The 19,478-nt window shown below is 40.7% G+C and carries 17 protein-coding genes; 11 read left to right on the top strand and 6 right to left on the bottom strand.

Going from position 1 to position 19,478, the window contains the following annotated elements:
* Positions 1–59: 59 nt before the first annotated feature.
* Both KBF71_00395 and KBF71_00390 read right to left on the bottom strand, forming a co-directional pair.
* Positions 60–1,277, bottom strand: coding sequence for a UbiH/UbiF/VisC/COQ6 family ubiquinone biosynthesis hydroxylase (locus KBF71_00395; protein MBP9876779.1), 1,218 nt, complete (start codon positions 1,275–1,277; stop codon positions 60–62).
* A gap of 5 nt (positions 1,278–1,282) precedes the next feature.
* Positions 1,283–2,464: an ATP-binding protein gene (locus KBF71_00390; GenBank protein ID MBP9876778.1), complete on the bottom strand. Its 1,182-nt coding sequence runs from the start codon at positions 2,462–2,464 to the stop codon at positions 1,283–1,285.
* Between the two features lie 165 nt (positions 2,465–2,629).
* On the opposite strand from KBF71_00390, the gene KBF71_00385 reads away from it, so the two are divergent.
* From KBF71_00385 to KBF71_00370, 4 genes are all read left to right on the top strand, one after another.
* Positions 2,630–3,862 (top strand): aminotransferase class I/II-fold pyridoxal phosphate-dependent enzyme, encoded by a 1,233-nt coding sequence (locus KBF71_00385; protein MBP9876777.1) that lies wholly within the window; start codon positions 2,630–2,632, stop codon positions 3,860–3,862.
* Positions 3,863–3,923: 61 nt separating this feature from the next.
* Positions 3,924–6,383: a DNA translocase FtsK 4TM domain-containing protein gene (locus tag KBF71_00380; protein ID MBP9876776.1), complete on the top strand. Its 2,460-nt coding sequence runs from the start codon at positions 3,924–3,926 to the stop codon at positions 6,381–6,383.
* A gap of 27 nt (positions 6,384–6,410) precedes the next feature.
* A complete protein-coding gene (locus KBF71_00375) occupies positions 6,411–7,055 on the top strand; it encodes an outer membrane lipoprotein carrier protein LolA (protein MBP9876775.1) in 645 nt (214 codons plus the stop codon).
* Between the two features lie 26 nt (positions 7,056–7,081).
* The gene (locus tag KBF71_00370) at positions 7,082–7,819 is read left to right on the top strand and encodes a hypothetical protein (GenBank protein MBP9876774.1); all 738 of its coding nucleotides are present in this window, start codon (positions 7,082–7,084) and stop codon (positions 7,817–7,819) included.
* Between the two features lie 187 nt (positions 7,820–8,006).
* Here the strand turns inward: KBF71_00370 and KBF71_00365 are convergent, their stop codons facing one another.
* From KBF71_00365 to KBF71_00350, 4 genes are all read right to left on the bottom strand, one after another.
* Positions 8,007–8,942, bottom strand: coding sequence for a hypothetical protein (locus KBF71_00365; GenBank protein MBP9876773.1), 936 nt, complete (start codon positions 8,940–8,942; stop codon positions 8,007–8,009).
* An 85-nt stretch (positions 8,943–9,027) separates the two neighbouring features.
* Positions 9,028–10,059, bottom strand: a complete 1,032-nt coding sequence (locus KBF71_00360; GenBank protein ID MBP9876772.1) for a hypothetical protein — start codon at positions 10,057–10,059, stop codon at positions 9,028–9,030.
* A 5-nt stretch (positions 10,060–10,064) separates the two neighbouring features.
* On the bottom strand, positions 10,065–11,561 hold the full coding sequence (locus tag KBF71_00355; GenBank protein ID MBP9876771.1) for a mannose-1-phosphate guanylyltransferase/mannose-6-phosphate isomerase: 1,497 nt from the start codon (positions 11,559–11,561) through the stop codon (positions 10,065–10,067).
* Positions 11,558–12,706: an isovaleryl-CoA dehydrogenase gene (locus KBF71_00350; GenBank protein ID MBP9876770.1), complete on the bottom strand. Its 1,149-nt coding sequence runs from the start codon at positions 12,704–12,706 to the stop codon at positions 11,558–11,560. The genes KBF71_00355 and KBF71_00350 overlap by 4 nt, the downstream gene beginning before the upstream one ends.
* A 309-nt stretch (positions 12,707–13,015) precedes the next feature.
* Here KBF71_00350 and KBF71_00345 point away from each other — a divergent pair, with 309 nt between their 5' ends.
* From KBF71_00345 to KBF71_00315, 7 genes are all read left to right on the top strand, one after another.
* Positions 13,016–13,942: a PEP-CTERM sorting domain-containing protein gene (locus KBF71_00345; GenBank protein MBP9876769.1), complete on the top strand. Its 927-nt coding sequence runs from the start codon at positions 13,016–13,018 to the stop codon at positions 13,940–13,942.
* Between the two features lie 130 nt (positions 13,943–14,072).
* Entirely contained in the window at positions 14,073–14,411 is a 339-nt protein-coding gene (locus KBF71_00340; GenBank protein ID MBP9876768.1) for a ferredoxin family protein, read from the top strand.
* A 78-nt stretch (positions 14,412–14,489) separates the two neighbouring features.
* Complete coding sequence (sctN, locus tag KBF71_00335) at positions 14,490–15,809, top strand: type III secretion system ATPase SctN (GenBank protein MBP9876767.1); 1,320 nt, start codon at positions 14,490–14,492, stop codon at positions 15,807–15,809.
* Positions 15,806–16,300 carry a YscO family type III secretion system apparatus protein gene (locus tag KBF71_00330; protein ID MBP9876766.1) on the top strand — a complete coding sequence of 165 codons (495 nt, stop codon included), beginning with the start codon at positions 15,806–15,808 and terminating at the stop codon, positions 16,298–16,300. The genes sctN and KBF71_00330 overlap by 4 nt, the downstream gene beginning before the upstream one ends.
* The gene (locus KBF71_00325; protein MBP9876765.1) at positions 16,301–16,984 is read left to right on the top strand and encodes a hypothetical protein; all 684 of its coding nucleotides are present in this window, start codon (positions 16,301–16,303) and stop codon (positions 16,982–16,984) included.
* 25 nt (positions 16,985–17,009) lie between these two features.
* Complete coding sequence (locus KBF71_00320) at positions 17,010–18,275, top strand: FliM/FliN family flagellar motor switch protein (GenBank protein MBP9876764.1); 1,266 nt, start codon at positions 17,010–17,012, stop codon at positions 18,273–18,275.
* Between the two features lie 73 nt (positions 18,276–18,348).
* Entirely contained in the window at positions 18,349–19,248 is a 900-nt protein-coding gene (locus KBF71_00315) for a class I SAM-dependent methyltransferase (protein MBP9876763.1), read from the top strand.
* Positions 19,249–19,478: the final 230 nt, after the last annotated feature.

Raw genomic sequence — 19,478 nt, 5'->3', positions numbered from 1 at the left:
TAGCGGCCCTCTGAGTGACGATTGAAACTATGCATCGGTCTCAGTTCATGAAGATCATTTTAAAGTGATTTGCCCTGCAATAGCAATGGCAAAGAACCAAAATCACCCATAGCCTCTGCCATAAAGAATTGATGCGCAACTTGCGTTCTTTCAACAGCCCAAAAGCCAATATTTCTGATGCGTCGCAAAACTGAATTTTGATTCGAAAACAAACGATTCAGGAAATCAGTTGCAAAAATCATCACACCATTATCAAAGCGCCGTGCTTGCTCGAATGTCTCTAACACATTTAAACTTCCAATATGCAAACCCAGTCTTTTTGCTTTCACAATCTCTTCCGCTAAAACAGCAACATCCCGAACACCCAAGTTAAATCCCTGTCCTGCAAGAGGATGAACACCATGGGCAGCATCCCCGATCAAAGCAAGCGATGGGGCAACATAAGTTTCTGCAAAAGATAAGGACAGAGGATAAGAAGCAACCTTGCCTTCGATTGATATCTCTCCTAAATCCATGGTGATTTTTTGAGATAAAAGACCTAAAATTTGCTCTGGGCTTCTTTTCACATAATCATCCGCAAGGACTGATGGCTCTGCCCAAACAACTGACATGCGATTATTGCACATTGGCAATAAGGCAAATGGCCCATTGGGGAAAAAATATTCAACAGCATAATTATGATGTGGTTTTGTATGTTTGATTGTACAAATCAGCGCTTTTTGATCATATTTATAGTCTTGAACTCCGATTTTTGCAGCTTTGCGACAATAAGAATTTTTACCATCTGCACCAATCAAGAGCGATCCTTTAACACGCGCACCTGATTTCAAATGAACAGCAGCCCCTGCCGTATCTGTTTCAATAGATTCAATACTGGCATTTTCAATCACACGTATGTTGTCCAGCAAAACAAGCCGATCAATCAACTCACGACTCAGCACAACATTTTCAGTAATCCAACCCATTGGACCTTTCCCACGTTGCTCATGATCAAAATGAACATAGAAAAATGAATTTTTATCAGACACGCGAATATCTAAAATTGGGCAAGATTTTTTTTTAAGACTATCTGCCAAACCAATAGCTTCATATAATTGCATCGTTGAATAAGATAGAGCCGTTGTTCTGCGGTCTTGATCTTGCTGCTTTTTCATTGCTAAAGTGCCTTGATCAATCACCGCAACAGATAGACCATATAGGCCAAGAATATAGGCCATTGTGAGACCTGAATGTCCTGCACCCACAACAATAACATCAACTTTATCTGATTGATTCATTTGCCTTATGCTCCTGTTCGTAATTCTTGTATTATGTTCTGACATATTTTAGTAAATGGCGTTAAATGAACATCTGAATATTGCCCCTCTTGAGCACCGCTATAAACAAGATACCCCGCTGCGGATCCCTTTCTTTGTTCTTCGCAAAGTCGTATAAAATATTTCAAGTTCTTAATGTAGCCCTCTTGAAAAGTCTCGCCATATTTAATCTCAATAGCGTGAATGAGGCCTCCCCACTCTCCAATCAAATCAACCTCATGTCCAGTCTGATCTCGCCAAAAATAAAGATTTGAAGGCAATCCCTGGTTCATTCTTCCTTTTAAAACTTCGAGAATCATTAAATTCTCAAAAAGAGCTCCCTTCAAATAGTGAGTCTTAATCTGATCTTCATTTTCAAGCCCCAATAGTATACAAGCCAAACCTGTATCATAAAAATAAAGCTTGGGCATTTTGATCAATCGCTTGTTAAAATTTTGATGAAATGGCTGTAAAGTAAAAACGATATAACTCGCCTCAAGAATTGTGAGCCATTCTCTAGCAGTTACGTGCGAGATACCGGCGTCTTGGGCCAAAGACGAAAAATTGACAAGCTGACCAACACGTCCTGCACATAATTTTAAGAAATTCTGGAAACGTCCCAAGTTTTCAATTTTTTTCAACTGCCTAACATCGCGTTCAATATAGGTTTGAATGTAACTTGGATAAAAGTCTAATGAATGCATTTTTGATTGATGAAGTCCTGGGTACCCACCTTTAAAAATTGCTACATGAGGCTCTAAATTTTGACCAATCTCATGAAGACTCAAAGGTAACAATGTCAACATACCAATCCGTCCAGATAGAGTTTGAGAAATAGCTGAACTCAAAGCAAAATTCTGAGACCCTGTAATCACAAAGCGTCCTTTTCGAGGATCCTCGTCTACAATCCCCTGCAAGTAAGATAATAGCGAAGGCACATGTTGGACTTCATCAAAAATAGCTCCATTTTGATATAGCTTTAAAAAAGCTCTTGGATCTCCTTCTGCTTGCATTCTAATATCTAAATTTTCTAGAGATACATAAGGCAAATCCGGAAACAATAATTTTGCCAGTGTCGTCTTCCCAGATTGTCTAGGGCCAGTTATGCCTATAATTGGAAAAAGAGTCACTAATCGCTTAAGTATAGTTGTTATATCGCGTATAAACATCAAACACCATGTTAAATTGAAAGTGTGACTTTCAATTTAACATAACTTACATAAAAGAGCAATTTAAATTGCTAAATGACATAGACCCTCACATTTCTAACTCTTTACTCTTTTTTTCCAAAATAGAGTTCACTATAATATATCTTGTTTTGAAAGGAAATTCTCATGACAACGGCACTCATCTCTCCCACAATTGAATCTTTAAAAGATTATCCTTTTGAGCGCCTCAGACAATTACTCGCCCCGATTGATCCCAAACCTGTTAATTTCACCCTTGGTGATATGGTTGATGTATCGATTGGTGAGCCGCGTCATACCCCTCCTGAACTCATCAATATAGCTATTCAAAAAGCCTCTCATCTTTGGGGAAAATATCCTCCCGTTGAAGGCACAGATGAATTTCAAGAAAGCATCAAAACCTATCTTGATCGCCACTTTGGATTCGATGAAAATATCATCAAGCTCAAAAATATGATCTTACCAGTCAGCGGTACAAGAGAGGGACTTTTTCTAGCGGCTCAACTGGCTGCAGGCGTCAAAAAATCAAAGGGCGACACTTATGCTCTTATGCCAAACCCATTCTACACCGTCTATGAGGCCGCCTCTAAGCTTGCAGGGATTCAACCTTACTTTTTGCCAACCACCAAAGAAAATGATTTTCTACCCAATCTAGATGCTATTCCCGTTGATATTCTTGAAAAAACCGTTATTTTCTATATTTGCACACCTTCAAACCCTCAGGGGAAGGCTGCAGATCTGCTCTATCTCATGAAGCTTCTTAAACTCGCCAGAGAGTATCGATTCATTCTTGTCTCTGATGAATGTTACAATGAGCTTTATAATGAAATTTCTCCCGTAAGCGCTCTTCAAGCTGCAATAGAACTCAATCAAGCCGATGATTATACAGATTGCTTCGCAAACTTACTTGTTTTTCATTCACTCTCTAAAAGATCAAGTGCACCTGGACTGAGATCAGGTTTTGTATGTGGAGATCCTAATTTAATTGCTCCCTTTGCCAAGCTTCGTCGTTATGGACATGCTGGCATGCCCTTACCTTTGATGAAAGCTTCTGCGGCCCTTTGGCTTGATGATGAGCATGTTCAAGAAAATCGCAGACTCTATCAGGAAAAATTTGATCTTGCTGAACAAATTCTCGGGGAAAAGATAGATTACAAAAGACCTGATGGCGGTTTTTTCATCTGGCTTGAAGTCCCCGATGCAGAGGCCATCACCAAGCAATTATGGCAGAATCATAAAATCAAAGTCTTGCCTGGCAATTACATAACCAGACCCGATACAAATGGTCACAATATTGGAAACTCCTACATCCGTATCGCTCTTGTTCATGATTTAAAGATCACTGAATATGTTTGCGAAAACCTTAAGAATCTATTATAAATAGGGAAATGGTTCTGCTCAATGTCATCAAACCATCAAAACTAACCAATTTTTGAGTCCCATGTCATTTCATCTGTCCTTTCTAAAATCTCGTTTTGTTCAAAAAAGCATTTCCTTGGCTCTTTTTAGCCTATCTGCCTTTTTAATTTTATCTTTTTACTCATACAATGCCGATGACCCTTCTTTTAGTACAGCAAACTCACAAATTGTAGATCCCTTTATCCACAATCTAATGGGCTGGCCTGGTGCTCTTTTGAGTGACGTAATGCTACAGTATATTGGCTTTGCTTCTTACCTTTTTGTCATTCTCATACTCACTTGGTCTTGGCAACTTTGGGTTGCAGACTTTGAAGACTGGCACTTTAAGGATTTTACAAAGAGAAGATTGATCTCTTTCCTTTTTGCATTTCTCTTTCTGTCTAGCGCCTTTTACCCCTGGAAATCTTCCTTGTTACCTGACAATCTCTCTAATGGTGGTATGATCGGATCAGTTCTATTCGAAGAAATGGTCTTTCAAGTCAATAAAATCAAAACAGATCCTAATCTACTCCTCATGCAGATGATCGTTCTCTTCATCGGATTTTCTCTTTTCATTCACGCATCCGCTTTAACTTACAAGCAATGGGGAAATATGATCCTCATCTGGATGAACAAAATTGGCATCTTGGCAACACACCTTTTCAGATTTAAATCACAAGTCACTGACCGTGTTTCTTCTGCAACAGGCGTTTTGAAAGAAGTCATGCCACAATTTAAAAGCTCGATTCTCACACCGCAAGATGAAGAGAGATCCTCTTACCCAGAACGTTCTATGCCTTACTTCGAGCCAATCTCACAAGGCCGCAAACCTCTGATGGCAGAAAGACCCATGGAACCTGCTCCCCCACAAGCCCGGGCAAAATCAATCCCTGTTGAGCAAGCACCAAAGGCAAAAGCTGCACCGCCTGTTCAAACCAGTTTCCATTTTGATGATCAAGTGTCATCTGAGTATGAACTACCTCCTTTAAGTCTTTTGCAGGAAGCTCCTATTCGACACAACAAAGAGGGCATGCTCTCAGAGGCTGAGCTTCAAGACAAGGCGCGTGAACTCGAAAAAGTTCTCTATGACTTCAGCATCCAAGGTCAAATCAAAAAAGTAAGCCCTGGCCCTGTCATTACGCTTTATGAGTTTGAGCCTGCTCCTGGTACAAAATCATCACGTATCATTAGTCTGTCTGATGACATTGCACGCACCATGGGCGCAACTTCCGTTCGTATTTCAGTTGTTGCTGGTGAAAATGCCTTAGGGATCGAGCTCCCAAATCAAACACGTGAAACTGTCTATATGCGTCAAATGATGGAATCACATGAATATCGTCAAAGCCACCAAAAGCTCGGCCTAGTCTTAGGAAAAAACATCAGTGGCCAGCCGATCATTGCTGACCTTGCTAAAATGCCTCACCTTTTGATTGCGGGGACGACAGGTTCCGGTAAATCTGTTGGTATCAATACAATGATTCTCTCACTGCTCTTTCGTCATCCGCCCGAGAAATGCCGCTTCATCATGATCGATCCAAAAATGCTTGAACTATCGGTCTATGATGGTATCCCGCATTTACTTTCTCCTGTTGTGACAGATCCTAAAAAAGCAATCATGGCGCTCAAATGGGCCGTCAGAGAAATGGAAGACAGGTATCGTGCTATGTCTCGTGTTGGTGTTCGAAACATTGAAGGTTATAATGAGAGACTTCGCCTTGCCCGTGAGCGCAATGAAATCCTAACCAACCGCATTCAAACAGGCTTTGATCCAGATACAGGCAAACCAATCTTTGAAGAACAACCGATCAGCCTCAACGAACTGCCATACATCGTCGTGATTGTTGATGAAATGGCTGACTTGATGCTTGTTGCTGGTAAAGAAATTGAAGCAACCATTCAGCGCCTTGCGCAAATGGCACGTGCTGCAGGGATTCACATTATCACAGCAACCCAACGACCATCCGTTGATGTCATCACCGGTACAATTAAAGCAAACTTCCCAACACGTATCAGCTTTTATGTAACATCTAAAATTGACTCTCGCACCATTTTAGGTGAACAGGGAGCAGAGCAGCTTCTTGGACAAGGCGATATGCTTTACACCCCAGGCGGTGGTCGCTTGATCCGTGTCCACGGACCATTTGTAAGCGACCGTGAAGTAGAAGAAGTTGTGAAATTCTTGAAAGCACAAGGCTCGCCGCAATATGAAGATGCTGTTACAGAAGAACCTGATAATGCGATGTCAGGCGCTGGAAACAGTGGAGGCTCATCCTTCTCTGATGCGATCTTTGCTGGCTTTGACAATAGCAATGATGACAATGCTCTCTATCAACAAGCAATCGCTATTGTGAAACGTGAAAAGAAAGCCTCAACAAGTTTCGTTCAAAGACACCTCCGAATTGGCTATAATAGAGCTGCTTCTCTCATTGATAAGATGGAAGCAGATGGCGTTATCAGCTCAGCCAATCACGTTGGCAAGCGCGAAGTTCTTATTTCAGATTAACCATTTCTATTTTTAGGAGATCATCACATGAAAAAATTAATCACAGCCGCCCTTCTCTTCTGTCTTACCCTTGGCAATCTTCCTGCAATTGCCGCAAGTCAATCAAATGACAGAGATCTGAATGCTGATGTCTATATGTTCACCAAATCAGAGCAAGCGACTTTAAAACAGATCGAAGCCAAGCTCAACCAGATCACAACATTACAAAGCAGATTCAAACAAACAAATGCTGATGGCAGTGAAGTTATGGGCACTTTCTATCTCTCTCGTCCTGGCAAAATGCGTATTGAATATGATCCGCCAATCAAAAATTTTATTGTTGCGACCGGCACTTTTCTGGTCTATTGGGATGATGAAATGCAACAGCAAAGCCATACAACCATTGGCTCAAGTCTTGCGGATATCATCTTACGCAAAGAGATCAGATTTGGTGAAAGACTCAAACTGTGTGGTTTTGAAACAAAGGGGCAGCTCTACAAAGTTTGCCTTACAGACAGCGAGAACCAAGACCAAGGAACTTTCTCTCTCTTTTTGGATAAGACAAATTTCACACTCAAACAATGGACCGTTGAAGATCTGATGGGCAAACTCACAACCGTGAATCTCTTAGATCCGCATTACAATGTCAGCTTTAATGATTCAATCTTCCGCTTCACAAAGCCCCAACAATAGAGCCAAACAATGGTTAGGAGAGAATCATGCCAAAACCAGTCGAAAACCTCACCGGGCTAAAAACTGAAAACGCAGCAGTACCCTCACCTCTCGTGTTCACCGAAAAAATCATGAAGGTGGATGTACGATCACCCAGATACTCAAGAAAGATGTCAAACACGCTTGAAAAACCCGTTACAAAGAGAAAATCAAATCCTGTTACCGGTCCATTTAAAACCAAGTCCTCTGTCAGAATAGATAGTCGCAATGATCTTGCTTATCACCTCAATGCCAACAAGGAAAGACTCCTCTATATCGAAGAAATTGACATGAGTTGGACGAATATTGAAGGCGCTGATCTCGAAAAACTCCTCAGGGCTATGCCTCTCTTAAAGGGACTCGATATCTGGCATTGTGAAAACATCAAATCTGGAACACTCGTGAAGTTACCAAGACACCTCTTCACAACGCTTAAAAAGGTTGATCTCTCTTTCACACTTGTTACGAATAAAGATATTCAAACTCTTTTACAAGCAGCGCCCCATTTAATCCACATCGATCTCTGGGCTTGTCAAAAGATTACTGAAGGTGTTTTCTCTGAACTAAAACCAGACTCTCTTTCAGCCTTGAAAACAGCTAGACTCGGCACTCTAAAGATAAAAATAAGTGATATTCATGATCTAATCCGCGCAGCCCCTAAGCTCACAGAAATCCATCTCACAGATTGTCCATACATTACCAAAAGTGATTTAGAAACAATTCCAGAGCATATTGCTATAAAATGATAAAGCTATAGTTAACAAGAGCTTCAGAACTTCTCCAAAATTTACTCTTAATTTATACGCATTTTATCGGCATAATAAAATACAACAAATGCTGATAACAAGCTTATATCATGCCGACAAATTTTAAACCTGTGTATACAATTAATTCAGCTATAGCTAAGCACCTTATTTTGTGTAAGAGCCTTTATTAAACCGTCCCCTCTTCAATTTGTGGCACCTCATAAGGCGCTCCATCTAGCTTTTCATACCTTGGTTTTCTACGAATCTGCTCTGCGCCTGCCAGTATAGATATTGTCAGTATGACGCCAATTGGTGATAAAACGGCCAACCAAAAAGCAATTTTTTTATATTTAAGCTCTGCTAAATACTCATCAAGCGTATGAACTTCGCTATCTTCAAAACTATCAAAAATCATTGGACCAAATGTACATACAGCAAATGTAACACAAAAGATTGTAAACAGAACCCACAACAAACATTTTATAGCTTTTTCTGGCGGTGTCACCCAGGCTATTCTTTTACCGGCATAAGACAGATCAACAGATTGCCCCGCACAATATTTAGCGAAAGCCTGAAAATAATCTATCTGCTCTTTGGGTAAATAATGATAATAAGTCGAGTGGCACTGATACCATTTTAAAGAAAGGGCAATAAAATGAATGCCTTTTGTATAAGGAGCATTAACAACCTCCTTCAGCATTTGCACAAAATCATCTGGCATATGTGACACAGGCAAAGTTAAAATTTCAAGATAAGGCATTTTTGCAATGATCTTTTGAAAATCAACACGCATCACAATAGTGCGTGATTCAAAAGCTCTGAGCGGGAGGACCTCATCTTCTGCCATCTCCGCAATCTTTTCCTTCAAAGCCCCTAGGGCTTCATTCGTCCAAACGCGCATCTCATAAAATTGCTCTGGAAGAGGAGCTACCTCACGCGCTAAAAGATCTTGCACGCTTTCTTCATCATGAGCTAATACCGCAGGGGCCCTTCTTAATTGCGGGATTGTTTCTACTGCGACGCATTGAACACCTGGAATCGCTGAGAATGGCCCTATATCAATTGACCTAAAATCTTGATGATCTTCCTGTCCATTCAGGCTTAACAATTCAACAGCTGACATCTCATACTCCTTGCTCAATCATGACCTTAAAGTATTTGTAAATCATCATGCCTTAAAAGACAATAGTATAAAATAAAACTTAGTATTATTTTTTTGTAACATCCGGTGTTACTGTTCTTGTTTTAATGCGCTCGATATAAATCCGTAATGTTTTATCGCCTGGCTTATATCTCACTCCATCTGTCACTTTTTGTTTTCCATGCATAAATTGCGCAGGATAGCGACCGCTCCGCTTTGCTCTTTCTTCTTGATGCGTTAAGTCATGATCATGAAATTTACGTGGCTTTCGACTGCGCGCAACAGCCTTTGATAAATCAGATTCTCCTGATTTCATTTTATGAATGGAGGCTTCTTTTAAAGTCTTGGCTTTTTTATCAGCTCCCTCGAGAATATCTTTGCCTTTTTTACGAACCTTAGATGGACCTGGCTTTTCAACCATTGCATAATGGTCAGACTCGTAATGCTTTGGAATATAATCAAAGGGCGAATCTGAGAAATGCCCTCGTTGCTTTACTGGATAATCATCTTTTTCAATCCTCTGAATGTAGGTCAACTTCTGTTTTTGTCCTTTCCGGAAAGGTTTTTCAGGCTCAGCCTCTTGATCTTCTTTGGCATCATTTGTAATATCTTGAATCACTTTCATACGGTCTTGAATAATAATAAGATCTTCTTTATTCATTTCACGCGCAAAAGTAATCTCTGCTCTTTTTGATATAAAGAGATAAGGCGCAATCGCTAAACACAGCCCTTCTAAAACAAGGGAAAGATCTGAAAAAGGAAAATAAATAACGAGCATATGGTATTTTCCAATCAACAAAATAAATAAAAAACGAACCAGAATCAAAGCACAATAAGCCAAGTAAACTCTCAAAAACAATGCACTTTTGGAAAAAAACGCAATCAGCACCGCATAGCCTGTTAAAACCAAAAGCGTATCATAGAGCACCAAATATTTTAAAGCGCTCATGACGGGCGATCTGAACAGAGAATAAGCGCTGATATTATTAAAAAAAGCAAAAAAGACTTGGAAGAGTAGAAAGATCCCAATGCCAATCATGATGCGCTCGAACCCATAAAGCGGATGATATTTTGCTATATATTTCGGCACTTTTTCCATCAAATCTATGCCTGCTTTTTTTGATGCGTTAGACTAAAGTGCGGATCCGCATCTTGCTCTTCTTTCAAAACAACATCATCCTCACCCAAATATTCACCAGAGAGTACTTGAATCATTTTCAACGGAACCATCCCAGGATTCTCTAAAGAATGCAATGAGCCTAATGGGATATAAGTCGATTCATTTTCAGAGAGCAAGTAAGTTTTATCCTGACAATTGACTCTGGCTGTACCGCTCACAACAACCCAATGTTCTGACCTATGTAAGTGTGTTTGCATCTCAAGAACAGCACCAGGTTTTAACATCACAAATTTCACTTGAAAGCGATTGCCTTTATTGATCTGCTCATAATTACCCCAAGGCTTATAAACACGATGATGCTGAACCGCCTCTGATCTGCCTGATTTTTTAAGCATCTTCACACAGTTCTGAATCTCATCGGCCTGACTTTTATCCGCAACCATAATCACATCACGCAGTGCAACGATGATCATGTCTTTGAGGCCAATCCCGGCCATCATTTGCTCTTCCGTGTGAATCAAACAATCTTCAACTTCATGTAAAAAAACTTCACCTACAGTGACGTTTCCATTCTCATCCTTGCTCCGTGACTCCCACAAACATTTCCATGATCCAACATCATTCCAATCCATGTCAGCATGAACAGCAAGCACATGAGGTGATCTCTCAAGCAAAGCATGATCAATTGACCAGGCCGGCACTTTTTCAAAAATCTCTTTACTGAGACGCGTAAAATCTGGATCCTTTTGTTTTTTTGCAAAAGCATTTTTACAACCAGCATAGATTTCTGGTTCATATTTTTTCATGTCAGTTAAAACGCGATCAACTGAGCTGAGCACAATGCCGCTGTTCCAAAAAAATTGCGGATCTGCAATCAAGGTTTTTGCGGTTTCTAAATCTGGCTTTTCTCTGAAAGCTGTAATGGGATAAAGCCCTTCATATTTGCCAGAACACTCAGCTCCCATTTGCAAATATCCGTAACCTGTATGCGGACTTGTCGGCGGAATACCAAAAATCATGATTTTCTCGTCTACAGCCCCAACCAAGGCTCTATTGACAGATTCTTGAAAAGCCTCAATATCACCAATATAATGATCTGAGGGTAAAACAAGCATAACGCCATCTTTATCAATCTCAGAAACCTTTAAAGCTGCAAGCATGATCGATGCTGCCGTATTGCGCCCGGTTGGTTCTAAGACCATCCCTAAGGGCTCAACGCCAATATTACTGAGTTGCTCTGCAATAGCAAAACGATGCGTTTCATTGCAAACGATAATCGGCGGGTGATATAAATCTGGATTTTCCACCCGCTTCACTGTCAATTGAAGCATTGAATGATCGTCTGAGTAGAGCAATCTTAATAGTTGTTTCGGATAATTTTCACGAGAAAGAGGCCAAAGGCGTGTCCCACTGCCTCCCGATAAAAGGACCGGGTATATTTTCTTCTTTTCACTTCTCATGAATCCGAAAAAATTGATCATTGAAATTCCTTACATAATTCTCGCCCAATCAGCATGCGGCGAATTTCATTTGTACCAGCGCCAATTTCGTATAGTTTTGCATCTCGCAAATACCGTCCTGTTGGGTACTCATTGATGTAACCATTCCCACCCAAGCATTGGATTGACTCAAGCGCCATCTGTGTTGCTTTTTCTGAAGCAAACAAAATAGCACCAGCGGCATCTTGGCGCGTGACCCGCTTTTCATCACAAGCTCTTCCTACGCTATAAACATAGGCTTTGGCTGCATTCATATTGACATACATGTCAGCTAATTTCCCTTGCATCAATTGAAACTCACCAATTTTTTGACCAAATTGTGTTCTTTCATTCAGATAAGGTAAAACTGTATCATAACAAGCTTGCATAATTCCTAACGGCCCACCTGCAAGTACTGCTCGCTCATAATCAAGACCGCTCATCAAAACGGCAGCCCCGTTATTTTCCTGTCCAAGAATATTCTCAAACGGCACATCACAATCTATAAAAACCAGCTCACACGTATTCGATCCACGCATCCCAAGCTTGTCCAATTTTTGCGCTGTCTCAAATCCCTTCATCCCTTTTTCAATAATAAAAGCTGTAATGCCTTTAGCACCTGCCCCAGGATCTGTTTTCGCATAGACCACCAACACATTGGCATCAGGACCATTTGTGATCCACATTTTTGTGCCATTGAGTGTGTAATATCCATTTTTCTTTTCAGCTTTTAACTTCATGGAAACAACATCAGAGCCCGCCCCCACCTCAGACATAGCGAGCGCCCCAATATGATCACCTGAAACCAATTTAGGCAAATACTTTGCCTTTTGTTCTTTTGTGCCATTCAAGCGAATTTGATTCACACAGAGGTTAGAATGAGCACCATAGCTAAGACCAATTGAGGCACTTGCTTTACTGATCTCTTCCATCGCTACAATATGGTCAAGATAGCCAAAGCCAGCACCACCGTATTCTTCTTCCACTGTAATGCCTAAAATACCAATATCACCCATCTTTTTCCAAAGCTGATTCGGAAAAAGATTCAAGCGATCCGTCTCTTCTGCAAGCGGTGCAACCTCTTTTGTTGCAAAACTGCGCACTGTTTGACGAATCATCTCAGCAGACTCAGTTAAATGGAAATTCATTAGACTCATGATGTGTACCTAACCTTTGTTATCGTTATTTTAGAGAAAAATAGTAAAACAAATGAAAACAAAATGAAAGGGTTTTAGAGCCTCACCACTCATATTGTTGACACATCAAACTAACTGTAAAAAAGAAAAGCAATTTTTCTGTCTTTAATCTTAAAAATTAATTTAACTATTTGATTTTAAACAATTTAATTCATGGCACGACTCATGCATTTATCATCTCAGTCGATGTAATGATTACAAGATTAAATAAAGCATCGCTGTATAAACTTAAAAATAACCTATTTTAGAAAAGGAATTATCATGAGAAAAATAGTATATACTTTAAGCACTTTAGGACTCCTCACAGCAGGACTCTATGCGACCTCAGCCCAAGCCTCAGTCATCAATACCTTTTGGGATTTTACAGGAACTGCTCCTGCTTCAAACGCTGTTAATGTGGCAATTCATGATTTCGTTAATGACACAATCACTGTCACACCAATGGATGTAAGAGCAACGGCAAGAACAGCAACTGCATATAGCCCTCAAAGTGGTCCAAGTGCGACCTATTTTAACACTGATCTGACCGCTGGCTCACTCAACAACGTCGATCTCACAACACCTGCCCTCACACCGACTGCATTAGGTGTTGGAACAGCATCAGAAAATATCGCACTTAGAAATAGAATAAACATTTATGATGGAGGCACCATCACCGTTGATGAGCAAACTGAACTTGGTCACAATCTGGCAACCATCTTTCCGGGTGTGACAAGTTTTGATATTTTTAAACAAGATTTTATCTTCCTTGACCTATGGTATATTAACCAATTTGTGAACGTGAATTATTTTCCAGCAAGTTACTCTCTTGAAATCACACTTGCCGGAGTGAATAGCGGAAATCCAGTGCTTATTGATGGCGTTAATTCCAATCTTTTATATCCTAACCCAGCTAGCTCAAGCACAGAGCAACAACTCAATATCAATACAATAGACATTACATCCTACATAGGCAAAGATTATCTATATATCACAACCCTCTCAGGAGCTGGCATCCAATTGGTCTCAATGCGCTTTAGCTTTGAAGAATGCGGTATCTACAAAAACTGCAACGGCGGTGGCGACGATGGCGGTGGTGATGACGGTGGCGGGGATGATGGCGGAAATAACCCTGTCTCTGAACCAGGCGCAATTGCCCTTCTCGGATTCTCACTTGCTGGCCTTGCTCTCTTACGCCGCAAGCAATAATAATGATTCACTTTAAACAATCTGAGCCCTTCGGGGCTCATTTTGTTTTGATGATCAATTCTAAAAAAAATCTTGCCTTTTTTGATCAAAAATGTCATTAAAAAGAGATCAAAAATAAAGGGAGCCTCTTATGACACATGTCGTCACCGAAAGCTGTATTAAATGCAAATATCAAGATTGTGTAGAGGTTTGCCCTGTCGACTGCTTCTATGCAGGCGAAAACATGCTTGTCATTCACCCTGACGAGTGCATTGATTGCGGCGTCTGCGTTCCTGAATGTCCTGCAGAAGCAATTATCCCAGACACAGATCCAGCCGCTGACAAATGGCTTGAAATCAACAGAGATTATTCTCTCCTTTGGCCCAATATCGTTCAAAAAGGCAATCCTGAAGCCGATGCAGATAGCTGGAAAGATGTTCCAAATAAGTTTGCAGAGCATTTCAGCAAAGAGCCTGATCCAAATTGCTAAAGATGAGCCACCTGGTCTTCACCATTTCATAAGAAAAAGCCGGTAGGATTAGTATAGAAAATAATAAAGTGCAGATGAATGAGTGAATTAGACTACATCCCAGCTATCCTGAAATCGAGCATTCAAGAAACAAACTTGATTGAAATCAAGGGACGTGTTCTGCAGGTGATTGGAACCATCATCCGCGCGGTCGTGCCTACAGTCAAACTCGGAGAAATCTGCGTTCTCAGAACACCCGGCGTTGAAGAAGAGCTCTATGCTGAAGTTGTTGGCTTCATTAAAGATGCAGCCCTATTAACACCGATTGGCGATATGACGGGCGTCTCCACTGATACTGAAGTTCTCCCTACTGGCCGTCAGCACGTTGTTCCTGTAGGCCCTGGTTTATTAGGCCGCGTTCTCAATGGAATGGGGCAGCCTGTAGATGAAAAAGGCGAGATAGATGCTGTCGATTATTACCCTGTCTTTGCCGATGCGCCTGATCCTCTCAAAAGAAAAATCATCACAAAACCATTACCTCTAGGCATTAAAGCCATTGACGGGCTTCTCACCTGTGGTGAAGGCCAGAGAATGGGAATTTTTGCAGCTGCTGGCGGCGGTAAATCCACGCTTCTTTCGATGCTTGTGAAAGGCTCATCTGCTGATGTCACCGTCATCGCGCTGATTGGTGAAAGGGGACGTGAGGTCCGCGAGTTTATAGAACATGACCTTGGCCCTGAAGGCATGAAAAATTCTGTCATTGTTGTCGCCACATCTGATAAAGCATCGATGGAGCGCGCAAAAGCAGCCTATGTTGCAACGTCGATTGCTGAATATTTCAGAGATCAGGGTAAAAGGGTTTTATTCCTCATGGATTCAGTCACACGATTTGGGCGTGCCTTGCGTGAAATTGGCCTTGCCGCGGGCGAGCCGCCAACAAGGCGTGGGTTTCCGCCAAGTGTCTTTGCATCTCTTCCAAGACTCATGGAGCGTGTTGGTAATTCTGACAAAGGATCGATTACAGCTCTTTATACCGTTCTCGTTGAGGGCGATGATATGACTGAACCCATCGCTGATGAAACAAGGTCAATTCTCGATGGACATATTATTCTCTCTCGAAAATTGGGCGCTGAAAATCATTATCCTGCGATTGACGTTTTACGCAGCGTAAGCCGCGTCATGACCAATATTGTGCCAGAGGCTCATATAAAAGCTGCTGGTCGCACCCGTGAATTGATGTCTAAATATGAAGATGTTCAATTACTTGTCAAAATTGGCGAGTATAAAGAAGGAAACGATCGCGTAACCGATGAAGCCATTGCCAAAATTGACAGAATTAAATCCTTCTTGAAACAAGGAACTGATGAAAAATTTGGCTTTACAGATACTGTTAATCAACTTCAACGGCTTGTTACATGAAGCAACAGATTGCTGATATTGTTAAGATCAAAAAGATCAGAGAAGAATCGGCTTTTAATGAAATGAAACGCCGAGAGCAGATTCTTGAACAGGCCACAAAAAAGGTTGAAGAAAAAGAGAAAGAATTGTTAGACTACCAAGAATGGCGCATTAAAGAGGAGAATAGGCTTTATAACAATATCTTAAAGAAAAAAGTCTATGTTAAAGATATTGATTCTCTGAAACTTGAGATCATTCATAACAAAGAACAGGAACAAGATTACGTTAAAGCAAGAGATGACGCCCTTCAGGAAAAAGAAAATGCACATGACGCTTACATGGACTCAAAAAAAGATTATTCACAAGCAGTCATTAATACTGAAAAAACAGGAGAAATCTTGACGGTTGTGACAGAAGAAGAAGCCTTTGAAGCTGAACGAACTGAAGAAGGTGAAATGGAAGAACAAGCAACCTCGGTTTCAATAGGACCAAGAGAAGAATGGGAAAACTAAATGACAACGGACTTTAAAAATATGACAGCGACCTCACAAAAACAAACTCAAGCAATGCCAGATCTTTCTGCACAGCTCAAAAAACCTGACTTCAGCACACAAAGAGCTGATGATAAAAACAGCCCTTATGACAAAGATGACATCGATCATTTTGAACGTGCTCTCGATGAAGCAAAAAAATCTAAGAAACAATCTTCAGACTCAGATGATGACAAAGAAACCTTCGTTGATCCAAGAGGGATGAGACTCGGCATGGCTAATATCAACTTCTTAGAATCATCAGACAATATGTCAATTGGCAAAATTCAATCACAAGGCGTGTCTGACGGCAATCAAAAATTGATCGATGAAATTAACCGTGTTGTTGACCTCATTTCAATCCGCGCATCGGAGGTTGGCCCTGATGTAAGAATCTCTGTGAAACAAGACATTCTCCAAAATACAGAAATTCAACTCAGCCAATTGCAGAATGGAAAAATCCAAGTTCACTTCGAGGCCAATGATATCAGAGCCGTTCAAACAATTGCTCTTTACAAAGATATGCTCGCTGAAAGACTTGGCGATTCTTATCAAGTGAGCGTCAAAGACGGTACTTCTCTGGATCTTGGTCAAAATAGCGACCATGAATCAAGCACAAAGCAAGAGGCATCCCCGCAGGATGAATCAGAACAAAAATCAGCATAATCAAGCAGCTTAGTAAAATATCACCATGTCAATGATCCAAACAAAAAAAATTCCAAGCATCTCAAAAGAGTTTCATCTTGCACGCAATGCATTGCTGGCTTTGAAGGACAGTGTCATTCTACCCTTTGCAGGCAAAGCTATGACTTTGACATTTTTGCCTGACTCAATCAAAGTAAAGCCTGAAGTTGAAATTCATGCATCCATGAACAATGTTCCTTTTGCAATCAAGCTTCAGTCATTCTTTTTTGCTGACTATCTCAAAACAAAATATCCTGAAGCCACGATGACAGAGATCGTAAGTCCTGTGCGCAACGCTCTTCTTGAAGTTGCTTTCGATGAGTTTTTGGCCACCTTAGAGCAAAAATTCAATCAAAAAATTGAAATCCATCATCTCCAACTCACAAATACAGCGACTTCTAAACCAGATGACAAAGCCTTCATTGATCCGCAAAACGCCTTTACTTTCTCATTCACTCTTACCGACAAACAAAATCAATCAACCATTAATGGCATTTTTGAAACAGATTTAAGCGGCCTCAATGCACTGGAAGCTTTGGTGAATCGATCAAGTCCTGCTGGCATTGCATCATTTAAAACCAATGCACGCATCCCCCTAATTATGGGACAAACAAGACTTTCATTTGATGATTTAAAAGGCTTAGAAAAAGAAGACGTCATTCTTTGTGACAAAGCTTTTTATCGCCTGAATCATGAAAAAATATTTGGCATTTTGCCAGGACTTGGCTCATTCTTGGGCAAGCTGAGCAATCAAACCTTAACGATAGAAAAAATGTTTGAAAAGGAGATATCCATGGGTGACGAAGATGATGATTTCGATCTTGACGAATTCTTATCTGATGATTTTGACGATGAAGATGAAGACGATCTAGATGAGGAAGAAACAGAGGATGATCAGACTCTTAAACCAGAAGATCAAGAAATACTCGATCACCTTGACGAAGAAGAACCAGAAGAAGCTCTCGCGCCTCAAACACCACCTGCAATGCCTCCTATGCCTGCCGCTGCCCCTGTTGCCACTGCAAAAAAGGCAAAAAGCGAACCCAATGCAACAAATTTTGCAGCTCTTCCCGTGAAAATGGTGTTTGAATTGGCAAGCCTCAATATGCCATTTGATCAAACTCAAAAAATCACAGAGGGCTATCAAATCAATATAGGCATTGACTTAAACTCTCCGATCACCATTAAAGCAAATGGAAAAAGCATCGGTAAAGGTCAATTGGTTCAGATCGAAAAACAAATCGGCATTCAAGTCACTGAATTATGGAAATAACCCTTAAATAGCCTATCGATTAATCCTCTCTTTTATTTTATGTATGAGTCTATTTATGCAAACCTCTCGTCTTATGGCTTCTGACAGAAGTCCTCAACTCCTCAGTCACAATTCAGAGCAAAATAAAGCCTTTGATTTAACGATCTGCAAAAAAAATCTAGAAGCAAAAGAGACACTGACCCTCTCGCTTGCAGAAGAACTCACGCTGCTAAACGAACTCGCTCAATTTGAGCTAGGTCGTTTTCTGCTTGAAAATAAAGGTCTGAATGGATTTTGGACTGCTTACATCATCCTTCACGGTCCGCAAAAGAAAAACCTTTCTGAACTTGAGCAGTGGACCCTCCACTCAGCTCCTGTTGTTAAAGCGACCCAAGAACGATTTGCGATTTTTCAAACAGAGCTTCAGCAAGCTTTGAAAGAGAATACACAAATGGCCTCTATTCCCTGTGGTCTCATGGATGATTTATTAGGATTGGACTATACACATCACCAGAATGTAAAGCTTGTTGGGATTGATTTAGATCCTGAATCTCTTGAACTCGCAAAGAAAAACGCAGACCTTCATCAACATACAAATGTCGCTTTTGTTCAAAAGAATGCCTGGGATCTAGAAAGTCCTGAGCAATTTGACCTGATTACAAGCAATGGACTCAATATTTACGAGCCTGATGACAAAAAGGTGGTTGATCTTTATAAAGAATTTCAAAAATCTTTAAAACCAAAAGGCATTTTGATTACAAGCTTTCTAACACCACCGCCTGCCCTTTCACCTAACTCCACTTGGAGAAACTATAATCAAGAAGATACTCTGAAACAAAGAGCTATCTTTGCCGATATTATTGGCGCTCAATGGCAGGCCTTCCGGACAGAAGCTCAAACGCGTACGCAACTAACAGAAGCTGGATTCAAAGTCACAAAGGTCATTTACGACTCACAAGGCATGTTCCCAACAATCGTTGCAGAAAAAGAATAGCGTTACCTCACAAATTTACCTCTTTTGTCATCCCCGCTTTCTCCTTTGTCATCTCCGCTTTCTCCTTTGTCATCCCCGCTTTCTCCTTTGTCATCCCCGCGAAGGTGTACAGACCGGAGACATGGGTAACGAATGTGCGGGGACATAGGTAACACTTTTTCGATTATAACTTAGAGTATAAATTTACGGGAGTGTATTTTTCCATCTGATCTAAATCTATTGCTCCAAGC

The sequence above is a fragment of the Alphaproteobacteria bacterium genome, from assembly GCA_018063245.1.
Lineage (GTDB): Bacteria > Pseudomonadota > Alphaproteobacteria > JAGPBS01 > JAGPBS01 > JAGPBS01.
Note: the sequence above shows the minus strand (reverse complement) of the source record. Positions and strands in the feature narration are given on the sequence as shown.